This window comes from Mucilaginibacter sp. RCC_168 (genome assembly GCF_041355315.1).
Lineage (GTDB): Bacteria > Bacteroidota > Bacteroidia > Sphingobacteriales > Sphingobacteriaceae > Mucilaginibacter.
Genome location: NZ_JBFUPN010000015.1, coordinates 1 through 25,614, shown reverse-complemented (window position 1 = coordinate 25,614; position 25,614 = coordinate 1). Strand labels below are relative to the sequence as shown.

General features: G+C 42.6%; 15 protein-coding genes. 14 read left to right on the top strand and 1 reads right to left on the bottom strand.

What is annotated here, in order from left to right:
• The first annotated feature begins 6 nt into the window (after positions 1-6).
• The 12 genes from AB6735_RS15390 to sprA all read left to right on the top strand — a co-directional run bounded on the left by AB6735_RS15390 (position 7) and on the right by sprA (position 19,849).
• Entirely contained in the window at positions 7-1,494 is a 1,488-nt protein-coding gene (locus tag AB6735_RS15390) for an oligosaccharide flippase family protein (protein ID WP_370996735.1), read from the top strand.
• The gene (dut, locus tag AB6735_RS15385) at positions 1,491-1,925 is read left to right on the top strand and encodes a dUTP diphosphatase (RefSeq protein WP_370996734.1); all 435 of its coding nucleotides are present in this window, start codon (positions 1,491-1,493) and stop codon (positions 1,923-1,925) included. The genes AB6735_RS15390 and dut overlap by 4 nt, the downstream gene beginning before the upstream one ends.
• A gap of 54 nt (positions 1,926-1,979) precedes the next feature.
• Positions 1,980-3,752 (top strand): tetratricopeptide repeat protein, encoded by a 1,773-nt coding sequence (locus tag AB6735_RS15380; protein WP_370996733.1) that lies wholly within the window; start codon positions 1,980-1,982, stop codon positions 3,750-3,752.
• On the top strand, positions 3,730-4,605 hold the full coding sequence (locus tag AB6735_RS15375) for a DUF4292 domain-containing protein (protein ID WP_370996732.1): 876 nt from the start codon (positions 3,730-3,732) through the stop codon (positions 4,603-4,605). Before AB6735_RS15380 ends, AB6735_RS15375 begins: the two co-directional genes overlap by 23 nt.
• A 17-nt stretch (positions 4,606-4,622) precedes the next feature.
• Positions 4,623-5,912, top strand: a complete 1,290-nt coding sequence (locus AB6735_RS15370) for a murein hydrolase activator EnvC (RefSeq protein ID WP_370996731.1) — start codon at positions 4,623-4,625, stop codon at positions 5,910-5,912.
• 59 nt (positions 5,913-5,971) lie between these two features.
• Entirely contained in the window at positions 5,972-6,418 is a 447-nt protein-coding gene (locus tag AB6735_RS15365) for a twin-arginine translocase TatA/TatE family subunit (RefSeq protein ID WP_370996730.1), read from the top strand.
• Between the two features lie 43 nt (positions 6,419-6,461).
• Positions 6,462-6,638, top strand: a complete 177-nt coding sequence (locus AB6735_RS15360) for a twin-arginine translocase TatA/TatE family subunit (protein WP_370996729.1) — start codon at positions 6,462-6,464, stop codon at positions 6,636-6,638.
• Between the two features lie 165 nt (positions 6,639-6,803).
• Complete coding sequence (gene gatA, locus AB6735_RS15355) at positions 6,804-8,228, top strand: Asp-tRNA(Asn)/Glu-tRNA(Gln) amidotransferase subunit GatA (RefSeq protein WP_370996728.1); 1,425 nt, start codon at positions 6,804-6,806, stop codon at positions 8,226-8,228.
• A 146-nt stretch (positions 8,229-8,374) separates the two neighbouring features.
• Complete coding sequence (locus tag AB6735_RS15350) at positions 8,375-9,604, top strand: transglycosylase SLT domain-containing protein (protein WP_370996727.1); 1,230 nt, start codon at positions 8,375-8,377, stop codon at positions 9,602-9,604.
• Positions 9,605-9,772: 168 nt separating this feature from the next.
• Positions 9,773-12,088: an NADP-dependent malic enzyme gene (locus tag AB6735_RS15345; RefSeq protein ID WP_370996726.1), complete on the top strand. Its 2,316-nt coding sequence runs from the start codon at positions 9,773-9,775 to the stop codon at positions 12,086-12,088.
• A gap of 125 nt (positions 12,089-12,213) precedes the next feature.
• Complete coding sequence (gene ruvA, locus AB6735_RS15340) at positions 12,214-12,798, top strand: Holliday junction branch migration protein RuvA (protein ID WP_370996725.1); 585 nt, start codon at positions 12,214-12,216, stop codon at positions 12,796-12,798.
• A 25-nt stretch (positions 12,799-12,823) separates the two neighbouring features.
• Positions 12,824-19,849 (top strand): cell surface protein SprA, encoded by a 7,026-nt coding sequence (gene sprA / locus AB6735_RS15335; RefSeq protein ID WP_370996724.1) that lies wholly within the window; start codon positions 12,824-12,826, stop codon positions 19,847-19,849.
• A gap of 269 nt (positions 19,850-20,118) precedes the next feature.
• Here the strand turns inward: sprA and AB6735_RS15330 are convergent, their stop codons facing one another.
• The gene (locus AB6735_RS15330) at positions 20,119-21,921 is read right to left on the bottom strand and encodes a hypothetical protein (RefSeq protein WP_370996723.1); all 1,803 of its coding nucleotides are present in this window, start codon (positions 21,919-21,921) and stop codon (positions 20,119-20,121) included.
• 622 nt (positions 21,922-22,543) lie between these two features.
• Between AB6735_RS15330 and AB6735_RS15325 the strand changes: the two genes are divergently transcribed.
• The gene (locus AB6735_RS15325; protein WP_370996722.1) at positions 22,544-24,037 is read left to right on the top strand and encodes a MiaB/RimO family radical SAM methylthiotransferase; all 1,494 of its coding nucleotides are present in this window, start codon (positions 22,544-22,546) and stop codon (positions 24,035-24,037) included.
• Positions 24,038-24,145: 108 nt separating this feature from the next.
• Positions 24,146-25,399 carry a sigma-54 interaction domain-containing protein gene (locus AB6735_RS15320; RefSeq protein WP_370996721.1) on the top strand — a complete coding sequence of 418 codons (1,254 nt, stop codon included), beginning with the start codon at positions 24,146-24,148 and terminating at the stop codon, positions 25,397-25,399.
• Positions 25,400-25,614 lie beyond the last annotated feature (215 nt).

Genomic DNA, 25,614 nt, shown 5'->3' with positions numbered 1-25,614 from the left:
TCAACATTGTCAACCGCTAAAAAATTTGCCGGGCAAACGGCTATATACGGTGTAACTACTATAGTGCAGCGTTTATTAGGCGCTTTGCTTACCCCGCTTTATACAAAAGCATACAATCCTAATGTATACAGTATTTTCAGTACCATGTTTAGCTATGCTTCTGTTTTGCAGGCAGTGCTTTCTTTCGGAATGGAAACTACTTTTTTCAGGTATCTGAACAAGTTTCCTGACAATAAAAGACAGGTTTACAATAATAGTTTCTGGGCTGTATTTATGGTAACGGTAGTATTTTTAATATTAACCGTTCCTTTTACGCATACCATAGCAGGTTTAATTAAAATTGGTAAAGGCACCTCACAGGGGGAATTTGAACTATATATTCGTTATTTTTTAGGTATTTTGGTGCTCGATGCCTGGTGCGCTATCCCATTTGCCAAGCTCCGTGCAGATAGCCGGCCAATAAAATACGGCAGCATTAAACTGATCAATATCGTAGTTACTGTATCGCTCAACCTCATTTTTATTTGGATAATCCCGTATATCATTAAGCACCAAATGCCAGGAGCGTTATGGTGTAAGCAATGGTTTACCATGGGTTGGGTGGGTTACATATTTGTATCAAATCTGGTGGCCAGCTTTATAACCTTATTGTTGCTGCTGCCAGAGTTGTTAAAGCTGCAATTAAGTTTTGACGGTGTTATGTTTAAAAATATGCTTACCTACAGCTGGCCGGTAATGATTGCAGGTTTATCCTACATCGTTAACGAAAATTTTGATAAAATTTTATTAGGAAAATTGCTGCCCGATAGTATCAGTGAGCGTGAGGTGGGCATTTATTCGGGCTGTGCGCGCATATCAGTTTTTCTGAGCCTTTTTAATCAGGCTTTTCGCATGGGGGCCGAGCCTTTCTTTTTTAGTCATGCAAAAAATAAAAACGCGGGGCAAACCTACTCCCGTATCATGGATTATTTTGTAATAACCATGTGCCTGATGTTTGTAGGCGTGGTAGCTAACATCCAAATACTAAAACACTATGTAAATAACCACGACTATTGGGTTGGCTTACCGGTTGTGCCACCTTTACTGTTGGGATATGTAAGCCTGGGTATTTATACCAATTTGTCAATCTGGTACAAATTATCCGACCAAACAAAGTATGGCCTGTACATATCCGGGATAGGGGCTATAGTAACCATTGTACTCAATGTGATTTTTATTCCCAAATACAGTTATATGGCATCAGCGTGGATCTCGCTGATAGCTTATGCCAGTATGATGATCATGTCGTACATATGGGGTCAAAAGCACTATCCCATACCTTACAATCTTAAAAAGAATGTCATATATATCGTATCATCAATAATACTTGTTTATTTGTCGTTCAGCACATTTAAACGTAATATATTTGTAGGTAATTTATTGCTGTTGCTGTTTGCGGGAACGGCATTTTTCGCGGAACGCAAACAATTAAAGATCATATTTAGTAAACGATGACCATCAGAATAATTAATAAGTCGAAGAATAGTTTACCGGCATATGAAACCGCCCATGCTGCTGGTATGGATCTGCGTGCTGATATTCAGGAAACGGTACAGTTAAAACCTATGGAACGAAAACTTATTCCTACCGGTTTATATATCGAACTGCCTGTGGGTTTTGAGGCGCAGATACGGCCACGCAGTGGATTAGCGTTTAAGCATGGTATAGGTATTGTTAATTCACCGGGTACTATTGATGCTGATTATCGTGGGGAGATCAAAGTACTGTTGATTAACTTTTCGACAGAAATATTTGAAATTAATAACGGAGATCGTATTGCTCAAATGGTAGTTGCCCGCCATGAAACCGTAAACTGGGATGAGGTAGAAGTGTTAAACGAAACTACCCGGGGAGAGGGTGGCTTTGGTCATACAGCTGTTAAGTAGATTTTGAGGAGCAAGGATTTTTAGAGCAAAGAGCAAGGATAAAAGATTAAGAGAATGTATAATAAGGAATTGAGATATAGTGATACAGTAAATAAGAGCGGCATTGGCCACTTTGGAGCTGTCTTTGCTCTTTTGTCTTTATTCCTCATTCTAAGCGCCGGGTCTGTGCAGGGACAAAAATCTACCACAACCAAACCACTCACCCAGGCTGATAGTATGATGGTTAAGCAGCTGTTTTTCTCGGCCATTCGCGAAAAAACCATTGAAAACTCCAAACGGGCAGGCGAAATGTTTGAGCGCATATTGCAGGCCGATCCTGGAAATGATGCATCCATGTTTGAGTTGGCCAACCTGAAAAGACAACAGAATGATTATGCCGGGGCGCGGCCTTTATTGGAAAAAGCGGTTGCTATTAGTCCGGATAATGAGTGGTATTGGGTAGCCCTGGCCGATGACTATGAAAAAACAAATGCCATTGACAAGCTCGAGAATGTATTTAATCAGCTCATCAGGATCAATCCGGATAAATCTGATTATTATTTTGATAAGGCCAACGCCTATCTTATTTTAAAAAGATATGATGACGCTCTTAAGGTATATGATCAGTTGGAAAAGCTCGATGGCCCCAGTGACGATATTTTGGCAAGCCGGCAAAAGATCTACCTAAAACAAGGCAAGATAGACCAGGCAGCGGCCGAGCTGGAGCGGGCCATTGCAGATAATCCGGGTCAAATGCGTTACTACCTGTTACTGGCCGAAATTTATAACTCAAACGGGCTTAACGATAAAGCCCTGAAAGTTTTGCTGCAAGCCGAAAAACAAGACAATAATAACGGCATGGTACATTTGGCTTTGGCCGATGTTTACCGCGACAAAAAAAATAATGACGCTTGTTTTAATGAATTGAAACTGGCGTTTGCAAATCCCGATGTTAGTATTGATCAAAAAGTAAGTATCATAAGCGGGTACTTTCCAAAATTCCCCGATCCCAATGCTAAAGCCAGCGCCCTTGAACTAAGCCGACTTATAACCGTAGCGCATCCAGCCGACGCCAAAGCTTATGCTATTTATGGCGATATGCTGTTGCAAAACACAAAATTAAAAGAAGCCAAAGCCGCGTATAAAAAATCAATTCAGCTTAATGAACAGGTATATGTTGTACACGAACAGCTGGTACGGGTGGAATTGAGTGAGAATGATATAGACGCTACTATAAAAGATGGCGAAAACGCGCTTTCATTGTTCCCAAACCAGGGCTGGATGAATTATATGGTGGGAGTAGCCTGGGCACAAAAAAAAGAATACAAAAAAGCCCTTAGTTATGCCACAAATGCAACTTCATTAGAAATTCAGGATAAGGATTTACTTTCGCTGAGCTTTTCGTTATTAGGCGATTGTTATCATAGTCTTAAAGATAATAAAAGCTCCGACGAAGCTTATGATAAGGCGTTAAGCTATAATCCGGATAATGCATACACGTTAAACAATTATGCCTATTATTTATCGTTAAGAAGTGAGCAACTGGATAAAGCCGCACAAATGTCGGCCCGATCTAACGAGCTTCAGCCCAATACGGCGTCGTTTGAAGATACGTATGCCTGGGTGCTTTTTAAGCAAAAAAAATATGCCGATGCGAAGATTTGGATATTGAAAGCATTGGCACATGATAAAACGAATAGCGCTGCCCAATATGAGCATTATGGCGACATTTTGTTTTACCTTGGTAATACAGATGAAGCCATAGAGAACTGGAAAAAAGCTAAAAGTAACGGTGGTCAATCGCCGGTATTAGACCGTAAAATAAATGAGAAAAGATATAGCGAGTAAAGCCTCTTCTAAATCCTCTCCAAAGGCGAGGACTTTAAAACAGAAGTTTTTTAGAACCCTCTCTTTTAGAGAGGGCGGTGTGAGGCTTTTAATAGTGTGCTGCCTGCTGGTTATGGTGAGTTGTAAAGCCCGTAAACAGGTTTTGGTAACACGTAAAGCCGATTCATCTGCAAAGTCTGTTGATAATAAGTTAAGCAGCCGGCTAAATGCTATAAGAGCTAAACAGGTAAATTTTAACACCTTTTCTGGTAAAGCAAAAACCAAGCTCAATATCAATGGTAATAGTAATGATGTTACCCTCAATATTCGTATTGAGCGCGATAAAAGGATCTGGGTTTCCATTACAGCTATTTTGGGAGTTGAGGCCGCCCGTGCCTTGATCACCCCCGATAGTATATTGCTCATTAATCGTTTGCAGGGAGTGTACCTGCGCAAGCCTTTTAGTTATGTATATAAGTATGCCAGCAGCCAGGTTAACTATAAAACGCTGGAGTCATTACTGATTGGTAATGCCGTGCCTGAATTGCTGAATGAAAAAGCTGAGCTGACCAATGCCGATGGCAACACTACCCTGAGCGGTAGCCTGCAGGATTTGTTATATAAGCTGGTTTTAGGTGCCGATTTAAAAGTTACGCAAACCAATTTGTCCAATGAAAGCGCGGGACAATCGCTGCAAGTGGCTAACAATAGCTTTATCCAGGCAACTAACCGGGTTATGCCATCACAAATAGATATCGCATCAGTAGTAAAAGATAAAAAAATACAGGTTAATTTGCATTATACAAAGGCCGACTTTGATGTACAGCAGGAATATCCGTTCAATATTCCCGCTAATTACGAGCCGGCCAAATAATTAATTATGTTTGTTTGATGAAGTTTTTAAAAGTAGTATTTTTTATAATAGCGGTATTTATAGCGGTTGATGTACATGCGCAAAGCAGTCAGGAGTTAAAACGCAGGCGTGATAAATTATCAGAGGAACTGGAGCAACTGAATAAGGATTACCAGGAAACCTCTCAAAATAAAAGAGCTACTTTAAAACAACTGAGTTTGTTGAAAGCGCAGATAAACCTGCGGGAAGAGAAAATAAATATTATCAATTCGGAAGTAAGAAATTTAGATAATCAGATCTCTGAGAGCAATAATACCGTACATAGTTTACAAAACCAGCTTGACCAGCTAAAAAAGGAATATGCGGCCATGATACTTTTTGCATACCGCAATCAGAGTGCTTACAATAAGCTGATGTTCCTTTTTGCTTCAAGGGATTTTAACCAGGCCTATAAACGATTAAAATATTTACAGCAGTTTGGCACCTACCGTGAGCGGCAGGCAGGTTATATACAGGGAACTCAAAAAGAACTGCATGTAAAAATAAACGAGCTGGATAAAAACAAGCAGGAAAAGAGTAACCTGCTGGCCGATCAGCAAAAGGAAAAAGAAACGCTTGGTAAAGAAAAAAATAACCAGGTTAAAGTAGTAAGCGACCTGTCGCAGCACGAAGGGCAGTTGAAACAGCAACAACGGGAAGTTCAGGCAAAAATAGCCAAAACCAACAGGGAAATTGCCTCAACCATCCGCAGGGAAATTGAGGAAGCCCGGCGCAAGGCCGAGGCAGAAGCAAGGGAGGCCGCCAGAATAGCGGCAGCTAAAGCAAAGGCCGAAAACAGACCTGCTCCTGTAGCTCCTTCTAAACCTGTGACACGGAGTGAATCGAGCGTGTTGAACGCCACACCTGAAGCAGCTAAACTATCAAATGACTTTTTGGGTAACCGCGGTCGTTTGCCATGGCCGGTTGCCAATGGAGTAATAACTCAGGGTTTTGGTATGTACACCACGCCTGAGGGGATAAAGAGCGAAAGTACCGGTATTGATATCAGAACCAATCCGGGAAGCTCGGTAAGGGCCGTATTTGATGGTACAGTAGTGAGGGTGGTTGACGTAAGCGGTACTTATTTGGTGATGATAGTTCACGGGGAGTACTTTACAGTGTATGCCAATTTACGGTCGGTTAGTGTGGCCAGGGGGCAAAAAGTTAGCACCAAGCAAACATTAGGAACGGTGGCGACAGATTCGTCGACTGGGGAAACGGAAGTTCACTTTGAAGTGTATAAAGTGAAGGACCCAACCAATCCTAAAACGTGGCTGGCACCTAACTAATTAGTTATGAACTTTATGAAATTTTAATTGTATATATTTGTAACCTTAATTTAAATGCTATGCTAAGTTCAGTTTTTTTATTTTTAAATATTGGTACGAGCGAGATGGTACTGATACTTTTTGCAGCATTAATGCTTTTTGGAGGTGATAAGCTGCCTGAGCTGGCACGCGGTTTAGGCAAAGGTATCCGGGATTTTAAAGATGCATCTGAAGATGTGAAACGTGAAATCAACAATCAAATCAACAATTACGAAGAAAAGAAAACCGAGACAACGGTAAAAGATACCCCGCTTGTTGAAGAAAATACTACAGAGCACACAACTGCAGCTATTACAGAAGATAATGAGGTGAAGCACCCTATACATGGTATAGAAAATACAGTGCCCAATACAATCCCTATCTCTGATACTTACGTAAGTACACATGAAGAGGAGCCGGTTGCGGAAACACACATCGATCTGACCAAGAAAACAACCGCAGATCCTGTTAAAACAGAACACGAGTAACACAAGTCATAATAATATTTACATAACATAAAACTTAAAAATCATGGGTGGATTAGGCGCACCAGAAATCATTCTGATCATCATTGCAATACTTTTATTGTTCGGCGGTAAAAAAATACCTGAACTAATGAGAGGTTTAGGAAAAGGCGTTAAAGAATTTAAAGACGCGCAAAACGGCGAAAACAATACAAGCACTACCGAAGAAAAACCTAAAGTTTAATATTTAGGTATCAAGTAATTAGTATCAAGTATCAAGATTTTTGAAAGCTGTAATGTAGCTATATTGATACTTAATGCTGGTGGCTTGATACTTTTGTTTACTGCATACGAACTTATCTGTTGAATTATTTCGTATTTCAACAGATAAGTTTTTTATTTTAGCCCCATGGCTAAATTTTATTCCTCTTTAAGTGAAATAAGGAGTGGGCTGCAACGTGCGGAAATTACCGTTGAAGGACTGGTAAAAAACTATCTGGATCAAATAAAAAAGAATGCTCATTTGAATGCCTTTAACGAGGTGTTTGAACAGGAAGCACTGGTCAATGCAAAAAACATTGACGACCGTATAAAAAACGGAACCGCCGGCAAACTGGCCGGAATGGTTATCGCTATAAAAGATAACATCTGTTATAAAGGGCACCAGGTAAGTGCCTCCTCAAAAATATTAAAAGATTTCACCTCCATTTATTCATCAACTATTGTTGAGCGCTTATTGGCCGAGGACGTGGTTATTATTGGCCGCTGTAATTGCGATGAGTTTGCCATGGGCGGCGCCAACGAAACTTCCTGGTTCGGCCCGGTAAAAAATATGGCCGACGAAACCAGGGTTTCGGGTGGGTCATCAGGTGGCTCGGCAGTTGCTGTGCAGGCCAATATGTGCCATGCGGCTATTGGTACCGATACCGGGGGGTCCGTAAGGCAGCCCGCTTCATTTTGTGGCGTTATCGGTTTAAAACCTACCTATGGCCGTATCTCCAGACATGGTATTATCGCTTTCGCATCGTCATTTGACCAGGTTGGCCCCATTACCCGATCGGTAGAGGATGCTGCTTTGCTGCTGGAAGTTATGGCCGGCCCCGACGATTATGATAGTACGCTGGCACAGCAAGAAGTCCCGGCGTTTTCTGAACATATCGAAAAAACAGGAAAAAAGAAGATCGCCTACTTACAGGAAGCTATTTCGAGCCCGGGTGTTGATACAGAGGTAAAAGATGTACTGGTAAAATATATTGATAAACTCCGGGCGGAAGGCCATACCGTAACACCTATTGCTTTTGAGCAATTAGATTACCTGGTACCTGCTTATTATATTTTAGCTATGGCCGAAGCCTCGTCAAACCTGGCCCGGTACGATGGAGTGCACTACGGTTATCGCAGTCCATCGGCAGATGACCTACAATCAACCTATAAACGTTCCCGGTCCGAAGGTTTTGGTAAAGAAGTAAAACGCCGTATTATGCTGGGGACATTTGTTTTAAGCGCCGGATATTATGATGCCTATTATGCCAAAGCCCAGAAAGTCCGCCGCCTGATTAGGGAAAAAACCGATCAGATACTCAACGAATACGATTTTATACTGGTACCCACAGCTCCGGAGCCCGCGTTTGCCATAGGCAAAGAAGAAAAAGACCCGGTAGTAACGTATCTTTCGGATATTTTTACCGTACAAGCATCCTTAGCCGGTGTGCCGGCTATTTCATTGCCAGTTGGCAATAATAGCAAAGGTTTGCCGTTAGGTTTACAATTACTTGCTAAGCATTTTAACGAACAGGAACTATTGAATTTTTCAAAATATTTCCTTGAACTTTAAAAAATTTAATAATTTAGTAAATAAGAGAATCAAGATATTAGAACCAAGAGTCAAGAAATAGGAACAATGAGAACAGCATTCGACTTGTGTTTTATATTAATTCCTGACTCTAATCTCTTGATTCTATACATTTAAATCCCTAAAGAATGAAGAAACTACTTACGCTTACTATCTGCTTTATATCACTGCAAATTGTTTACGCAAACGCTTCTTCAAGATCAACATTTCAATGGCCGAATATTGCACAGGATACCGTCCTGAGAAAAGCTGTTGCCCAATCTGCCGGCCCAGCGCCTTTAAGAGGCATCTATGAGCGTCGGTTAGATTCCATCAGCAAAGACATTCCGCTGGAGTATAATGAGTATGTGCAAAGTTATATTGACCTGTACATGCAAAACCGTGATGAGATGGGGCAGGTGATAGGTCTTTCTAAATATTACTTCCCTATTTACGAAAAGGCTTTCCGCGATGCGGGTATACCCGAAGAGATCAAATTCCTTTCGATAGTTGAATCAAAGCTTGATCCTAACGCAGTATCAAGAGTAGGGGCAACAGGTCCATGGCAGTTTATGTTTACTACGGCCAAATTGTATGGTTTAAATATGGATAGCTATGTTGATGAACGCCGCGACCCTATACAGGCCACCTACGCAGCAGCGGCTTATTTAAAAGACGCCTATCAGGAATTTGGCGATTGGCTATTAGCCATAGCATCTTACAATTGTGGTAAAAGTAATGTAGAACGCGCGGTTGAAAAAGCTGGAGCCAATGATTTTTGGAGCGCCCGTCAATACCTGCCTGCCGAAACCCGGGGTTATGTACCTGCTTTTATAGCAGTAAATTACATCATGCATTATTTTAATAAGCATAACATTGTTCCGCAAGGATGTAATTTTTCGATGAAGACTGATACGGTTATGGTGAAAAAATATGTTGCCTTGAGCAGTATATCACAAGCCTTAAAAGTAAATATTAATGAGCTGGCTATATTAAACCCAGCCTACAGGAGATTAATAGTTAACGGCTCACCGGCAAAACCCCGCAGATTGATACTACCACAAGTGGCCAAGGAAAATTATGCCGTTTTATATAATGTATTGAATGGTGGCGATGCGGTTGCACCGGAGCCAAAAGTAACTTATGCTTCCTATACGGAAGATAAACCGGAACGTAAGATGCCATCCCGTCACCGGGTTCGAAAAGGCGAAACCCTGGTTTCTATTGCCGATAAGTATGGGGTTGAAGTGCAGGATTTGAAGGTATGGAACCACTTGAAAAGTAACCGGGCCCCGGTTGGGGTAAGCATCAAAGTAAGTAATGGCGATGACGACTCAACCAGTGCGGCAGTAAGCCAGCACAGCAAAAGAGTTTTATAATTGCAGGGCTTAGGGCCAGAAAGCTTCACCAATAAATGAAATTGACTATAAAAAAACATTAAGCACCTGAATATGAGGAGCCCGGTTTTGATGTATTTCAAAGCCGGGCTTTTTTATTCGGGTTACCATAAAAAGAATTGTAATTTTGAGCGCTTGAATTTTGAGAAAATGAACAAGAACAACCGTAAACAGGACGCCTTAAACTACCACTCACAAGGTCGTCCGGGAAAAATACAGGTAGTACCTACCAAACCAACCAATTCACAACGCGACCTCACCATGGCGTATTCGCCGGGTGTTGCCGAACCATGTCTCCGCATAGCAGAAAATGTGGAGGACGTATATAAATATACTGCCAAGGGTAACCTGGTGGCGGTTATCAGTAACGGTACCGCGGTATTGGGCCTGGGTAATATTGGCCCCGAGGCCAGCAAGCCGGTAATGGAAGGAAAGGGACTGCTGTTCAAGATCTATGCTGATATTGACGTGTTTGACCTGGAAGTAAATGCTAAGAGCGTAGATGAGTTTGTAACTATTGTAAAGGCGCTTGAACCTACGTTTGGCGGCGTTAATCTGGAAGATATATCGGCTCCAACCTGTTTCGAGATCGAACGCAGGCTTAAAGCGGAAATGAATATCCCGGTAATGCACGATGATCAGCATGGTACAGCCATTATATCGGGCGCTGCCTTAATGAACGCTTGTGAGATCCAGGGTAAAAAACTTGATAAGATAAAAATGGTGGTTAACGGTGCCGGTGCTGCTGCCGTATCTTGCACCAAAATGTACCTTTCATTGGGTGTTAAAAAAGAAAACCTGGTGATGTTTGATATCAATGGTTTGTTGACACCAGAGCGTACCGATCTGGACGATATCAGACTGGAATTTGCCACTACCCGTACCGATATTAAAACCCTGGCTGATGCCATGAAAAATGCCGACGTTTTTGTCGGTCTTTCTGCGGCTAATGTAGTTGATGCGGATATGTTGAAGTCGATGGCTAAAAAACCTATCGTGTTTGCCATGGCTAATCCAACTCCGGAGGTTGATTATGATCTGGCGGTACAAACCCGCGATGATATCATTATGGCTACCGGTCGTTCCGATTATCCCAACCAGGTGAACAACGTGTTGGGTTTCCCGTATATTTTCAGGGGAGCGCTTGATGTGAGGGCAACCGCTATTAACGAGGCGATGAAGATAGCTGCCACACAGGCAATTGCCGAAATGGCTAAAAAGCCAGTTCCGGAAGCGGTAAATCTGGCCTACAATACAACCAACCTTAAATTCGGCAGAGATTATATTATCCCAAAACCGATGGATCAAAGGCTCATTGTTGAGGTATCGGCTGCCGTTGCCAAAGCAGCTATTGATTCGGGTGTTGCCCGTAAAGCGATCACAGATTGGGATACTTATTATGAAGAATTACGCTCAAGATTAGGTACCAATGATAAATTGCTGCGTAACCTCACCAATAAAGCCAAGCAGAATCCTAAACGAGTGGTTTTTGCTGAGGCTGATAATTACAAGATATTAAGATCGGCCCAGATCGTAAAAGAGGAAGGTATTGCCACTCCGATATTGTTGGGCAACGAAGATAAGATCAGGCGCATCATGCGTGAGAATGATCTCGACCTCGGTGATGTGCAGATCATTGACCCGCGTGTGAAATGTGAAAACATGGAGGAGTATGCGGAGTTCCTGTATCAGAAACGTCAACGCAGAGGGGTAACGTTGTTTGAAGCCCGCAAAATGCTGAGCGACCGTAACTATTATGGCGCCTGTATGGTACAGTTTGGCAGAGCCGACGCCCTCATATCAGGTTTAACCAAAAACTACGTGCCCACTATTAAACCGGCCCTGCAAATTATAGGTACCGAGGAGGGTGTGAACCGGGTGGCTGGTATGTATATGATGATCACCCAAAAAGGCCCCGTATTTTTTGGCGATACCACTGTGAATGAAAACCCAAGTGTACAGGAGCTGGTGGATATTACCGTGCTGATCGAAAAATCTGTAAAACAGTTTAATATCAGCCCGAGGGTAGCCATATTATCCTATTCTAACTTTGGTTCAAATGATGGCCCTATCCCCGAAAAAACAAGAGAAACGGTAAAACTGCTGCATAAGCATTACCCGGATATGGTGGTTGACGGTGATATGCAGGCCAACTTTGCCCTGAATTCTGATTTGCTGGCCGATAACTTCCCGTTTTCAACCTTAAACGGAAAACCGGCTAATACCTTGATATTCCCTAACCTGGAGTCGGGTAATATAGCTTACAAACTATTACAGGAAATAGGTGGAGCGGAAGCTGTAGGGCCTATATTATTGGGCTTAAAAAAACCGGTGCACGTATTACAACTGGGTAGCTCGGTTCGCGAAATTGTAAATATGATCACCATAGCGGTTGTTGATGCCCAGGAAAAAGCCGAAGCCAGCAAACCAAAAGGTATTTTTGATAAACTTAAAGGAAGTAAATAATAGTATCAAGTAGTTAGTATCAAGTATCAAGACCGTTGCATTTATTTTATAAATAACATTTTCAAAAGTCTTGATACCTGATACTAGCTACTTGATACCTTAACCCCACATTAAATAATAATATTATGTACGATTATATTAGTGGTAAACTGGTATTCAAAAGTCCTTCGCACGTTGTTATAGACGCCGGCGGTATTGGCTATCACATTAATATATCGTTAAATACATATTCAAGGGTCGGAGAAGTAGAAAATTGTAAACTATTTATCTGGCAGTACGTAAAAGAGGATGCGCTTACTTTATATGGTTTTGCCGATGAAGGTGAGCGGCGCTTGTTCTTACACCTGGTATCCATATCCGGCATAGGGCCAAATACGGGGCGAATGATGTTATCATCAATTACCCCTGCCGAAATACAAGCAGCCATTGTTAGCGGCAATGTTGCTTTAATACAACGTATCAAAGGCATAGGTCCAAAATCGGCACAGCGTATTATATTGGAGCTGCAGGATAAGTTGCGTAAAGAAGGACCTGACACTTTAACGGTTGTGCCTGTAAGCAAAACTGTTAAGGACGAAGCCCTTTCCGCACTGATTATGCTTGGCTTTGCACGCAATGCTGCCGAGAAGGTATTGGATCAGGAGATCAATAAAAATAATGGAGATTTAACCGTAGAACAGCTTATAAAGTTTGCGTTAAAAGCTCTATAATTACGTACAAATTCTAACTTGACCTTTGATAAAAATATTTACTTATAATATTATTATAAGTGTGTTGTTTATTTTGGCATTTAGTGGGCTGGGGAGTGTGTATGCACAACAACGCGTTACGAGTGCTAAGAGAGATACGACACTCTCGGGCACTCCTGTTAACCTAACCGAACCTAAAAACCTCAGGCTTCGGGAGGGTATCTTTGATCCGGATCCTCCCAATCTGATCCGGACAGTTGAATACGACCCTGCAACAAACAGATATATATTGTATGAAAAGGTTGGTAATTTATTATATCGTCCGCCGCAGTATTTAACATTTGCCCAATATTTAAAGTTAAAGAGCAAATCCAATCAGCGTATATATTATCAGCAACTGGCCGATAATTATGCCTATGCTTCGCAGCAACCAGGTTTTATACCGTCAATAAAAGTACGCAGCCGTACTTTCGATCAGATTTTTGGTGGCCAAACCATTGATATCAGGCCGCAGGGTTCGGCAGAAATGATCCTGGCCGGGCAGTTAAATCAAAACCAGAACCCACTGTTTAATACAAGGCAGCGAAACCAGTTTAATTTTAATTTCGATCAGAAAATACAGCTGAACGTAACCGGAAATATAGGTGATAAGTTAAAGATAACTACCAATTATAATACCGACGCCCAGTTTCAGTTTGATAACCAGATAAAACTGGATTACACCGGATCACCGGATGAGATCATTCAAAAAATAGAGGCAGGTACGGTTAGTATGCCTTTAAATACTACGCTTATTACGGGTAGCCAGGCGCTGTTCGGTATTAAAACCAAACTAAAGTTTGGCCGCTTGGATGTAACCAGTATTTTGTCGCAACAGCGGTCGCAATCCAAAACCATTACCATAACAAACGGTTCGCAGCAAGGCGAGTTTCGGGTAACACCGGCTGATTATGAGGCTAACAAGCACTTCTTTTTATCACAGTATTTTCGTGATAATTATGATAAGGCATTGTCGCGGATACCTATTATCAGCTCCAATGTCAATATTACCAAAATAGAGGTTTGGACAACCAATCGTACCAACGTAACCACCGATTCAAGGGACATATTAGCCTTCCTGGATCTGGGCGAAAACAACCCATATAATAAAACAAAGATACAGGGTGGCGGAAGCGTTTATCCGGCGGGTTTTAAAGGTCCGGGTTTTGCACAGCAATCAAACTCCTTGCTAAACAATTTACCCGCAGACGTGCGCCAAACCAACTCAAACTCCATAGCCAATTATTTTCAAAGTAGCGGAGCCACAGATAACTATTCCAAACTTACCTATGCCCGTAAGCTTACCGATAAAGAGTATACCCTGCACCCTCAATTGGGGTATATATCGCTTAATTACCCTTTGAATAATGATGAGGTACTGGCGGTAGCTTATCAGTATACGGTTAACGGGCAGCAATACCAGGTGGGTGAATTTAGCAGTGATGTGGCCGTTGATCCGAATACCCCAAAAGTGTTATTTGTAAAATTGCTGAAAGGCGAATTACTGAAAACCAATTTACCTACCTGGAAACTGATGATGAAGAATATTTATTCATTAGGAGCTTTCCAGGTAAGTCCTACTGATTTTAAACTCACCGTAACCCGGCTTGATGATAAATCAGGTATCGAGAAGACGGTGATGGAAGAGGGACAGAATACAAAAGGAAAGCTCTGGCTGCAGATTACGGATCTGGATAACCTCAATCAGCAAAATAATACGCAGCCCGATGGCTATTTTGACTTTTTGGAGGGGATAACCATCGATTCGCAAAATGGCCGCATCATGTTCCCGGTACTGGAGCCTTTCGGTTCCGATCTGAATAAAAAGTTTTTACCCGGTGAGTCAGATCTGGCTAAACGGTATGTATACCAGCCCCTGTATGATTCAACTAAAACCATAGCGCAGCAATATTTCCCCAATTTAAACCGGTATGTGATTAAGGGTACCTATACCTCCACGGGCGGCTCGGAGTATCAGCTTAATGCGGTGAATATTCCGCAGGGATCGGTCAATGTAACTGCCGGTTCTTTAAAACTGCAGGAAGGGAATGACTACACGGTTGATTATAACTCCGGTCGTATCCGGATATTGAACCAGGCGCTGCTATCATCCGGACAACCGATCACGGTTAAACTGGAGAACAATGAACTGTTTGGGGTGCAGCAAAAGTCATTGTACGGGTCGCGGTTTGATTATCACGTTAATGATAAACTGAACCTGGGGGGTACCATTATGCACCTCACAGAACAACCGCTGAATCAGAATGAAGTTGCCGGGCAAGAGTCTATCTCCAATACCATATGGGGTTTTGATGCTAATTATAGTTCGGAGTCACGATTGCTTACGCGATTGGTTGATAAGATCCCGTTTATTCATACCAAGGTTCCATCGTCTATCAATTTCTCGGGTGAGTTTGCACAATTGCTTCCCGGTAGCCCTGGCGCGCTGAATTTTGCCGGCTCAAAAAATGGTACCTCCTATCTGGATGATTTTGAAAACAGCCAATCGGTAATTGACGTAAAAAGCGCCAATACCTGGCAAATATCAGGCACGCCGCAACTCTTTGACGAATCGAAATTATCGAACGATTTAAGCTATGGCTACAACCGGGCCCGGCTTGCATTTTATAACATCGACCCTATATTTTATACTAATACCGGTAGTATCCCGATATCAAAGTCCGAACTTTCAAACCATTATGTAAGGCAGATCATTGAACAAGAGGTGTTTCCTTACAAACAACCCGCTACCGGGCAGCAATTAGCTATTTCCACACTTAACCTTGCTTTTTACCCAACCGTACGCGGGCCTTACAACTACACTACCAACGGTATCAATAATGATGGTACACTGCAAAATCCAAAATCGCGCTGGGGCGGCATGTTCCGGAAAATGGAAACTAATGATTTTGAATCATTAAACGTATCATACATTGAATTTTGGGTAATGGATCCATTCGTCTACAAACCAAACTCGGCCGGTGGCGATCTGTATTTTAACCTGGGCAGCTTATCTGAAGATATATTAAAAGACGGGCGCAAAAGTCTGGAGAATGCCTTGCCGGTAAATGGCGACCTGTCGCAGGTTGACGAAACCAATTGGGGCCGCGTAGCCAAGCTGCAACCAGTAATAAACGCCTTTGATAACAATCCGGATTCGCGCAGGTTACAGGACGTGGGTTTAGATGGTTTGAATGATGCCGATGAGAAAAGAAAATTTGCTCCAGTTGTACAGCAAGCAACCGGTAGATTAAACGCGCAGGCGGCCAACAGTTTTTCTGCCGACCCATCTTCTGATGATTACCAATATTACCAGGGCCGCGATTTGGATCAGGCCAGGGCGGGCATATTAGATCGCTACAGTAAATACAATGGTACCGACGGAAACTCTAAAACAGCCGAGCAATCGCAGGCCGAACTCGGGATACAAAATTCCGCTGCTACCTCACTGCCCGATGGTGAAGATATCAACCGCGATAATAATATGAGTATTGAAGATTCCTACTTCCAGTACAAAGTATCTATACGTCCCGGGGATATGGTAGTTGGCCAAAACTATATCAGCGATAAGCTCACCGCTTCGGTAAAACTGGCCAATGGTAGCACACAAATGGTTAACTGGTACCAGTTCAGGATACCAATAACCAACTATCAGGACAAAATAGGTAACATTCAGGATTTTAAAGCCATCCGTTTTATGCGGATGTTTATGACCAACTTTGCCGATACCGCTATATTACGTTTCGCTACCCTGCAACTTGTTCGTGGCGAATGGCGCTCCTTTAATACCGAAAGAAACCCCCTCAATGTAATTGCCGATCCGGCCATTCCAAATCCGCCGCTTGATAATTCCACACTTGATGTACAGGCGGTAAGTATCGAGCAAAACGGTAACCGCACACCTATTCCTTATGTAGTACCGCCGGGTATTAATCGCCAGCGTAATTATAATAACCTGCAAACAGATACCAAACTTAATGAGCAGTCGCTTTCATTAAATGTTAAAAGCCTGCGTGATGGTTATTCAAGAGCCGCCTTCAAAACCTTTTTTAATGATCTGCGATCGTATAAGCGCCTGCAGATGTTTGTGCATGCCGAAGGTGATCAGTTGAAGGATAATGATCTGAATGCTTTTATTCGTTTAGGTGTAGATTACCAGGACAATTATTATGAATATCAATTGCCCTTAAAGGTTACCATACCCGGTACCCGTGACCCGGACGCCATATGGCCCAGCGTTAACTCCATAGACCTTGAACTCGACCTGCTAACCCGGGCTAAGCTTAAACGTAATCACTCCAACGTGCCTTATAATCAGGTATTTAAATACGTGGAAGGTAATCAAACGGTTTATATCAAAGGTCAGCCCGATCTGAGCCGTTTGCGTACCATTATGCTTGGGGTGCGTAACCCGTACAGAGGTGCGCAGCCGTCAAATATTGATGATGGTTTGGATAAAACCGGCACTGTTTGGTTTGACGAATTACGACTAACCGATTTTGATCAGCGTGGGGGATGGGCAGCAACAGCCCGGTTTGATGCAAAACTCGCCGACTTTGCCGATATTACCGTAGCAGGCACTAAAGCTACCATTGGTTTTGGTACCCTTGATTCCAGGTTGAACGATAGGAGCCGCAGTGACGACCAAACATATGACATATCTGCCAATATGGAGCTCGGAAAGTTCTTTCCGGCTAAAAGCGGTATCCGTATACCAACTTACGTCAATCTGTCAAAGCAAACCAGTATGCCTCAGTATGATCCGGGCGCACCCGACGTGGAACTGAAGGCATCCTTGGCAGCGGCAACCTCCAGCAGGGAACGCGACTCCATACGAAATGCTGCCGTTGATTATACCCTACGACGGAGTATCAACTTTACTAATGTTCACAAGGCAAAAACAGACCCGAATGCACCCAGCCACTTATGGGACGTAGAGAACTTGACGGCCTCATATGCTTATACAGAGTACACGCACCACGATTTTGTGACCCAAAGCGATCTTGAAAAAACATACAATCTTACGCTGGCCTATAATTATACCAATCAACCCAAATACTATAGTCCGTTTGCCAAAATCATTAAAAGTAACCTTCTGGCTCTTTTCCGCGATATCAATTTCAGTATCCTGCCCACGCGGTTAAACCTGAGTATTAATTTTGATCGTTTTTATTCCGAAAATACCTTGCGGGATAATGACCCTAATAATTTTATCCCTGTACCAACAACTACGTTTAATAAATACTTTAATATCACCAGGGTTTATGGTATTGGCTGGAATCTTTCCAAATCATTACAAATGGATATCGATGCAACCAATTTATCGGTGGTTGATGAGCCTGCCGGCCGTATTAATGGATTAAAGCGGGATACCCTATGGGATAACCTGAAAAAGCTGGGACGTACTACTAACTACAACCACACCATTAATTTTAACTATAACGTACCGTTTGCCAAAATACCAGGGATGGACTGGATAACTACCGTAGCTCGTTATAGCGCACATTTCAACTGGCAAACACAGCCCCTGTTTGCTATAAACGATCCTACGTATGATGTAGGTAACAGCATACAAAACTCCAGGGCTATACAGTTAAACCCAACATTAAATATGGTGGCGCTGTATAATAAGTTTCCGTTTATACGCAAGGCCAATAACCCCAATAACACCAAAACCGGCATTGATGGTGTTTTAATAGGACTATTAACCAGTGTTAAAAACCTCAGTGCTACCTATACCCGTACACAAGGCATATTTTTACCGGGCTATCTGCCACAATCGGGCTTTTTTGGGGCAGATGCCGGGGCGCCTGGTTTGGGGTTTTTATTGGGTAGCCAGGCAGATATCAGGCCTAAGGCTTTAGCCAATGGCTGGATTACAAGGGATACCCTGCAAAACCAACTGTATGTAACCACCCTGAATGAGGATATGCACTTCCGCGGTATCATTGAGCCATTTAAGGATCTACGAATTGAGCTTATTGCCTTTAAAACGCAGGATCGTAACTATCAGGCTAACTTTAAATACCTTCCTACAACCAATAGCATTGAATCATTGAGCCCGGTAACTACCGGCAATTACAGCATATCATTTTTAAGCATTGCAACCGCGTTTAAAAAAACAACCGGGATAAATAACTCATCACCCATTTATCAAAAGCTTTTAGATAGCCGCGCTGTTATATCCCAAAAATTGGGAGCAACAAACCCTAACTCCGCGGGTAGTACAGATGGTTACGCCGATGGGTACGGGCCAAACTCACAAAATGTACTGGTGCCGGCTTTCCTGGCGGCTTATACAGGTAAAAATCCGGCTAAAAGTAACCTGTCACAATTCCCCAATATCCCGATACCTAACTGGCAGATCACTTATAATGGGCTGGGTAAAATGCCGTTTTTCCAGGATATTTTTGATTCATTCGATCTGAGCCATGGCTACCGGTCGTCCTATAACGTAAACGGCTTTACATCTCTGTTACAGTACCAGGAAGCTCACGGTGCGGTTACCTCACGGGATCTCAACAACGACTTTTTACCACAATATCAGTTTTCGCAGGTAACAATTTTTGAGCAGTTTGTGCCCTTGCTGGGTGCCAGCATCAGGTTCAAGAACAGTATGACTACCAATGTGGAATACCGCCAAAGCCGCTCGCTAAGCCTGAGTCTGCTTAACAGCCAGCTGGCACAGCAAAACGAGCGCATCATAGTATTTGGCTTTGGTTATCATACTAAAAATTTCCATTTTCCGTTTGGCTGGTTCAGCGGACCGGGTAAAGATAATGATGTTAACTTTAAGCTCGATTTCTCCTTACGTGATAATAAAACGCTCATATACCGGGCCGATGTGGAGGAAGCTGAAATATCATCAGGTGCGCAAAATATTACGGTACGCCCATCCATTGATTACGTGATTAACCAGCGGTTTAATCTGAACCTGTTTTATGATTCGAATATTACCCGGCCCTATACCTCGCAAACATTTAATACCGCGTATACTAATTTTGGTATTAATCTTAAATTGCTGCTGCAATAGGTGGGATTGATTTTACAAAAACTTTTTAAACCTTAAATTTTAACACTTTTAGGCCCAAGAACGGGGTAAAAACAACTCAAAAGCGACCAAAAAATACCCATTTTAACACTTTTTAACAAATTTTAGCACGATTTTGATGTGTTTTGAAAACTTTAAAAAGTATTAAATCGATTGTCAAATAAACATGCTAAACGGTCGGTTTTTGGCCTTTTTTATCCTTAACAAAACAGCCGGTTATCTCTACCTTTTCATGGGGTTTTATCGGCCCCCTATTTATTCAATTCTTTCTGGCGCTTTTTTTCGGCTTTGCGTTTTTTCCGGGCTTCTTTTCTGGCCTTGTGGTCGCGTTTGTTTTTTTGGTGCTCCTCCAGCCGGGCTTTGGTTTCCTGCTGCTTTTTGGCATCAACACCCACGCAAGGTTTTATACCCTCGAGCAGGGTTTTCCACATGGTTTTAAAAAAGGGCGAATCTTTAGGACGCAGGTACACAACATTGGCGGAGCGGGGTGTTTCACCGGCTTTATCAGGGTTGTCATGTTTAATCACAAACAGATTGGCGAACATCGAGAGTACCGAGCGTTTTTTCAACCGGTCATTAGCTGTATCAGCCTGGAATATATTTACTTTCAGATCGTTATACAAAAATCCTACATGGCCTTTAAATACATTGGCATTGGCTTGTATGTCAAAACTTAATTCTTTAAGAGATCCGGCGGTAGCCTTCACCATAGCCAGCGGCATTATCGCAGGGTTTAGTGTTTGCAGATTCATGGGGCCCAGGGTGCCTTTATAAGTAAAGGCCGCGTCTTTATCGGTTAAGTTGAAGGCAAATTGCACATCCAGCTTACCCCGGTTCATGAAATAGGTGGTAAGATTTACCGAAGTGATATCGTTTTTAGCCAGGGTAGCCTTGTTGTTGCTGATATTATAAAAATGACCGCTGGTATTATTAAAGGTAACCGTACCTGTTTTGTTTGATTTATGGTTAAACTCCGAGTACTCCACATTAATGTGATGTACGCGCAGGGTGTCGATATTCATATCGATACCTACCTGGTGTATCATCACATTGGGGAAGGTTTTTATCTTATCAATTGCCGGCTCTTTGGTTTTATTAGGATTATTGAACACCCGGATACTGCCCCGGTTGAGTACCAGGTTTGAGGCCGTTACCTGCCGGTACTTATGGTAACTTAAAAAATCAAAATTATTGAGCTGCAAACTGTCGATATCTATACCGAAACGGTCGCTATGGCTTTTGTTAAAAAACACATCTGTTTTGGCAGGTGAAAGCTGTAGGCCCTCTACATTTAACTGCGATTTAAGGGTAGAAAGTTTCAGGTATTTGATCTTGTAAGTATACAGGCCGCTGCTGGTTTTGCCGGTATAATTATTTAATTCGGTTATTACATCCTTACAATAAAGCAGGCGCGAACGGTCTGTTTGCGTTGTTGAATCAATGAGCAGATCATTAGCAGTAAGGTTCATTTCCTTCAGTTCAGAAATGGCCACTTTATTGCCAGAATAGTCGTGGTATTTAAACTTTACATCATTGAGCAGTATTTGCCCTACATGGATAGATCTTAAACTTTTGGAGATCTTTTGCCAGGCCGTGCGGTGATCTTTTAAAACAGTATCCTTTGTATGATTAAGCTGATAGCTGATATTTACTTCGGGCTCGTTTAAAATTATCCGCCCGATATTAAGTTTATGACTGAAATATAAAGTAAGCGGGTGCACATGCTGCAATATCAAACGCTTTACTCGCAGCTCAACCAGGTTATTGGGGGCCAGGTGCTGTTTCTTTTTTTGATTGTAAACGGCAGTATCTGGGGTTAGGGTGATATTGTAAAGTGTTAATTTTCCTTCCAGTACGTGCAAGCGGGCATCGGTAAAATCAATCCTGTATAAGCTATCGCTGCTGCTTAGTACCACATCGTGAACCTTGTTGGCCAAAATAGGCGACCAATACCGGTTAACAACCAATGCCAGCAGAAAAATGATAATCACCGGTATCAGCACAAACTTGAATACTATTTTTTGCCACCTGTGCTTTAAAAACTTAAACTCCATTTACCGGTTTTCTTTCTCTTAGGGTATATTTATTTTAGTTCAACTGCCTTTTACAGCTTTTGGTTTTACTTCCGCTTTAATCAATAGCTTTTGTACATACTTCAGCCTTAAATTTATTAAACTTATGCGGTAAACCGCACCGCATGAACATCTTATTTTAAATTTTTTATGAAACATAACGAATGGTACTAAACCATTTGGTGTCCTTTTACAAAATGCAGGAGTAATACGTTAAGATAGCGCGGTAGTTAACAGGCTATGGCTTAAAACGGTACCACTGCTGGGTTATTGTTTTGTAGATGAAAATGTGTTATAGAAACCTGGTTATGCTGGCGATTAGCTCACCATGGCATCGCTTCGCAGAATGTTAAAAAAGTAGCGTCATGCGAGGTACGAAGTAATCTCTATGCTATACAGAGGAACCATAAAAGCTCGATCTGCTTGTGCAGAGATTGCTTCGTACCTCGCAATGACGCGTGGAGAAACGCCCAGCCGTATTTCTGTCGGCGAGCGGAGCGAAGCCGGGGTGAGTCTAAACCCGTTGTTTAGTAGAAAAATGCTGCCAATATGTCATTTGGGTATTTAAATTTTATGTATTTTTGCAGACTAATTTTTACAATACATGATGGATTTGGAAATTCCGGATAAAACACATGACGAAAGCAGGCAGGGCGAAGCCTTGGTTTTAGAGCCTGCTGCTGGTAAAAACAATGGTCGTAAGCTTTATATTGAAAGCTATGGCTGTGCCATGAATTTTTCGGACAGTGAGATAGTTGCATCAATTTTAGCCGAGCAGGGTTTTGAAACTACTGCCGATCATAATCTTGCCGATGTTATTTTTATAAATACCTGTTCCATTCGCGAAAATGCGGAACAAAGGGTTCGTAATCGCCTTAAAGAGTTTACGGTAGCCAAAGTACGAAATCCCGGACTGGTGGTAGGTGTGCTGGGTTGTATGGCCGAACGCTTAAAATCGAAATTTTTAGAAGAAGAAAAACTGGTTGACGTAGTGGTTGGTCCGGATGCATACCGCAACCTGCCCGAACTGATTGACCAGGTAGATAGCGGCCAGAAAGCGGTGAACGTATTGTTGTCGCGCGAGGAAACTTATGCCGATATCAGCCCGGTACGTTTAAACAGCAATGGCATCAACGCCTTTGTATCCATTATGCGTGGCTGCGATAACATGTGCTCGTTTTGCGTGGTACCATTTACCCGTGGCCGCGAGCGCAGCCGTGATCCCAAATCAATAGTGGCCGAGTGTACCGACCTGTTTAACAAAGGTTATCGTGAGGTTACTTTGCTTGGGCAGAACGTGGATTCGTATAAATGGAAACAGCCTCACCCTACCCTCTCCAAAGGAGAGGGTTCTGATGAGCCTGAGGCAAAGGAAGTCCTCTCCTTTGGAGAGGATTTAGGTGAGGCCACCACCAACTTTGCTAATCTATTAGAGCTGGTAGCCTTGATCAATCCCGATCTGCGGGTTCGGTTTTCGACCTCTCATCCAAAGGATATTACCGATGATGTATTGTACACCATTAACAGGTACGAAAATATTTGTAACTATATACACTTGCCGGTACAATCGGGCAATAGCCGCATACTGGACATGATGAACCGCACCTATGACAGGGAATGGTACATTAACAGGATCGATGCTATTCGCCGTATTATTCCGGATTGCGCTATATCAACTGATGTGATCACCGGTTTTTGTACAGAAACAGATGAGGAACATCATGATACCGTAACCATGATGGATTACGTGAAGTATGATTTTGCCTACATGTTTAAATACAGCGAGCGTCCCGGCACTTTAGCTGCGAAACGTTATGCTGATGACATCCCGGAAGAGGTAAAACAAAAACGCCTGGCTCAGATTGTAGCCAAGCAACAGGAGTATTCGTTTTATCGGATGCAGGCACGCATAGGCAAAGTGGAGAAAGTACTGATAGAAGGTTATTCCAAAAAATCAGACAAAGATTATTGCGGTCGCAGCGATCAAAACGCCATGGTAATTTTCCCGGTGGGCGACAACTACAAGCCAGGAGAGTACGTGAACGTACTGATTGAGCGCAGTACATCAGCTACGTTGATAGGAGTGGTTGTTGATTAAGTTAGATTAGGTTGATTTGTTGATTATGTTTTAATAGTGGATGACTTGGTTCATCAATTATTATTAATTCAGTAATTCACTAAATCAATAATTCACTAATTAAACAAAATGGAAGTACAAGAAATAAAACAACGCTTTGGTATCATTGGCAATTCGCCATTGCTTAACCGGGCTATAAATATTGCTAACCAGGTATCGCCTACAGATATTTCGGTACTCATCACCGGCGAAAGCGGGAGCGGTAAGGAAGTATTTTCGCACATTATACACCAGATGAGCCCGCGCAAGCACGGGCCGTTTATCGCGGTGAACTGCGGCGCTATACCAGAAGGTACTATTGATTCGGAATTATTCGGACACGAAAAAGGCGCTTATACCGGCGCTGTTGGCGAACGTAAAGGTTATTTTGAAACCGTGAACGGTGGTACCATCTTTTTAGATGAAATTGCCGAAATGCCTTTGGGCACACAAGCCCGTTTGCTGCGCGTACTGGAATCGGGACAATATATTAAGGTAGGTTCATCGAAGGTTGAAAAAACGAATGTGCGCGTTATTGCAGCTACCAATGTGGATGTGTACGAGGCGGTGAGGAATGGCAAATTCAGAGAAGACCTTTATTACCGGTTAAATACCGTTCCGCTGCGCATACCACCACTGCGCGACCGGAAGGAAGATGTGTACCTGCTTTTCAGGAAGTTTACATCGGACTTTACCGACAAATATCGCACGCCACCCATTCAGCTTGATGATGAGGCCCAGCAGGTATTGGTCAATTATTCATGGCCGGGTAACGTAAGGCAGCTTAAAAATATGGCCGAACAACTGGCTGTGCTGGAGCGCGACCGGATCATCACCGCGCAAACATTGCTAACCTATATTCCGCACGAGGGTCCGGGCAACCGCAATTTGCCGATGCGTTTGGATAATCAGCCTAAGGAGGATTTTTCGGAGCGCGATATCCTGTACAAAGTGCTGTTTGATATGAAACGTGATATGGTGGAGCTGAAAAAACTGGTAGCCGATATTATTGAACATGGGGGAGTGGCGGCCAACTACAGCAACCATTCGCAAACTATAAACCAGTTGTACCGTGATATTGAATTACCCGGAAATCCCGAGGCACAATTTACTTTGCAGCAACCCGTTAATACGGTAAATAACAACAGCAATAATAATAATGATGCCTATAATATAACGCATGATGCCGAAGAGGTGGAAGAATCGTTATCGCTGATTGAAAAAGAATCAGACCTGATACGCAAGGCCTTAAAGAAGCATAAAGGCAAGCGTAAGCTGGCTGCTAATGAACTGGGCATATCAGAACGTACCCTGTACCGTAAAATAAAAGAATTAAACTTATAGTGAGAGGTGAGTGTTGAGAGGTGAGAGGTGAGTGTTGAGTGGTGAGAGGTGAGTGTTGAGAGGTGAGTGTTGAGTGGTGAGAGGTGAGTGTTGAGTGTTGAGTGTTGAGTGGTGAGAGGTGAGAGGTGAGTGTTGAGAGGTGAGTGGTGAGTGGTGAGTGGTGAGTGGTGAGTGGTGAGTGGTGAGTGGTGAGTGGTGAGTGGTGAGTGGTGAGT

Excerpts from the sequence above, each read along its gene's own strand:
- dut (WP_370996734.1), top strand. The coding sequence starts at position 1,491 with ATGACCATCAGAATAATTAATAAGTCGAAGAATAGTTTACCGGCATAT.
- AB6735_RS15380 (WP_370996733.1), top strand. The coding sequence starts at position 1,980 with ATGTATAATAAGGAATTGAGATATAGTGATACAGTAAATAAGAGCGGC.
- AB6735_RS15375 (WP_370996732.1), top strand. The coding sequence starts at position 3,730 with ATGAGAAAAGATATAGCGAGTAAAGCCTCTTCTAAATCCTCTCCAAAG.
- AB6735_RS15370 (WP_370996731.1), top strand. The coding sequence starts at position 4,623 with ATGAAGTTTTTAAAAGTAGTATTTTTTATAATAGCGGTATTTATAGCG.
- AB6735_RS15365 (WP_370996730.1), top strand. The coding sequence starts at position 5,972 with ATGCTAAGTTCAGTTTTTTTATTTTTAAATATTGGTACGAGCGAGATG.
- AB6735_RS15360 (WP_370996729.1), top strand. The coding sequence starts at position 6,462 with ATGGGTGGATTAGGCGCACCAGAAATCATTCTGATCATCATTGCAATA.
- gatA (WP_370996728.1), top strand. The coding sequence starts at position 6,804 with ATGGCTAAATTTTATTCCTCTTTAAGTGAAATAAGGAGTGGGCTGCAA.
- AB6735_RS15350 (WP_370996727.1), top strand. The coding sequence starts at position 8,375 with ATGAAGAAACTACTTACGCTTACTATCTGCTTTATATCACTGCAAATT.
- AB6735_RS15345 (WP_370996726.1), top strand. The coding sequence starts at position 9,773 with ATGAACAAGAACAACCGTAAACAGGACGCCTTAAACTACCACTCACAA.
- ruvA (WP_370996725.1), top strand. The coding sequence starts at position 12,214 with ATGTACGATTATATTAGTGGTAAACTGGTATTCAAAAGTCCTTCGCAC.
- AB6735_RS15330 (WP_370996723.1), bottom strand. The coding sequence starts at position 21,921 with ATGGAGTTTAAGTTTTTAAAGCACAGGTGGCAAAAAATAGTATTCAAG.
- AB6735_RS15325 (WP_370996722.1), top strand. The coding sequence starts at position 22,544 with ATGATGGATTTGGAAATTCCGGATAAAACACATGACGAAAGCAGGCAG.
- AB6735_RS15320 (WP_370996721.1), top strand. The coding sequence starts at position 24,146 with ATGGAAGTACAAGAAATAAAACAACGCTTTGGTATCATTGGCAATTCG.